At 59.4% G+C, this 1395-nt stretch carries 2 protein-coding genes; one reads left to right on the top strand and one right to left on the bottom strand.

Annotation, left to right across the window (positions count from 1 at the left end; genetic code table 11):
* Positions 1–99 precede the first annotated feature (99 nt).
* Positions 100–987, bottom strand: coding sequence for a LysR family transcriptional regulator (locus tag AC1RT2_RS32135; RefSeq protein WP_069061970.1), 888 nt, complete (start codon positions 985–987; stop codon positions 100–102).
* Positions 988–1094: 107 nt separating this feature from the next.
* On the opposite strand from AC1RT2_RS32135, the gene AC1RT2_RS32130 reads away from it, so the two are divergent.
* Positions 1095–1395: antibiotic biosynthesis monooxygenase (locus tag AC1RT2_RS32130; RefSeq protein WP_493108495.1), on the top strand; the 301-nt coding region annotated here is incomplete at its 3' end.

The following is a 1395-nucleotide window of genomic DNA, read 5'->3' as shown; positions in this document are numbered from 1 at the left end:
CCACGGTATTTCAGGATCGGGGGGCGTGGCTGGGATCTGGGAGGACTGGTTCTAGAGCTTGATCCGTTCCGAGCCGGCTGCTGGCGCGCGGCGCGGCACCTACTGCGGTTGCAGATGTTCTGCCATGAAGTCGATGAACACTCTGAGTTTGGGCGTGATCTGGCGGCTGGCCGGCCAGAGAACGTTGAACTGATCGGTTTCTTCCACCCACTCATCCAAAATCGACACGAGACGGCCATCAGCGATCTCGCTCCGGATCGCAAAGGGCGGCAGACAGGCAATGCCCATTCCTCGGATGGCCAACTCGATCAGCGGATCGACCGCCGTCGCGCTCATCCGTTCGGGCAGGACAATCTTCCCCTGCGGTTGTCCGCGAGCAAACGGCCAGGGTCGTAGCTTGCCCGTGCTCGGCGACCGTTGGTGTAGACACTGGTGATGCGTCAAATCATCAAGGGTTTCCGGCACGCCGCACCGTGCCAGATAGCCTGGCGAGGCGACAATCTTCAGTTTGAACCTTCCAACATTGCGGCTCATCAACCGGCTGTCCGAGGGCTGCCCGGTGCGAATGACCGCATCGAACCCTTCCTCCACAACGTCAACCAGCCGATCGCTGAAATCCAAATCGAGCTGCACCTCGGGCCAGGCGCGCATGAAGTTGGCCATCACCGGCGTCAGGAGCATGCCGACCAGCGGCAGACTGACGCGTAGCCTCCCTCTCGGCGTCCGATTGGATCGGGCAAGCTCGGCTTCCGCTGCCTCGACCTCCTCGAAGATGCGGCGGCAGCGTTCAAGGAACAGCCGCCCTTCCTCGGTCAGCGTCATGTTGCGCGTGTTGCGATGGAACAGGCGCACATCCAGCCGTTGCTCGAGCCGCACCACCGCCTTGCCAACCGCAGAGGCAGATAGGCCGAGCTTGCGACCAGCTGCAACGAAGCTGCCTGTTTCAGCCGATTGCACGAAGGCGTCGAACGCTGTGAGTTTGTCCATGCACTGACTATTATCGGAATTTTATTCTGTAGTCATCGGAATGACGGCCTGTTTTTCCGCAACAAACCGTCCGCTATCGCTTGGCCTTCCGAAACAAGGAGACGAACATGATCCCCGCCTTCACGATCCAGCCCGCCGCAACGACATTCATCGTCAATGTCATTCACGTTCATCCTGGCAAGCAGGAGGAAGCATTCCGATTGATCCAGGATGTCGTTCACTACGTCGCCGAGCAGAAGCCCGGTTTCCTGTGGAGCAACCTTGCCAAGAGCACGGATGGGCTGACCGTCGTGAACATCGAGGCGATTTCCGATGCTGGCGATGTCGGGATCTTCTTTTCCGATCCGGTATTCCTCGAAAAGTTCCGCAAGCTCGACACCGTCTCGTCGAGCGAGTTCCACACCTACA

Source organism: Shinella sp. GW821-FHT11G07, assembly GCF_058808115.1.
The sequence above is the reverse complement of the archived record's forward strand: the minus strand, read 5'-3'. Positions and strand labels throughout refer to the sequence as shown.

Coding starts and splice junctions, on each gene's coding strand:
- AC1RT2_RS32135 (WP_069061970.1), bottom strand. CDS start 987: ATGGACAAACTCACAGCGTTCGACGCCTTCGTGCAATCGGCTGAAACA.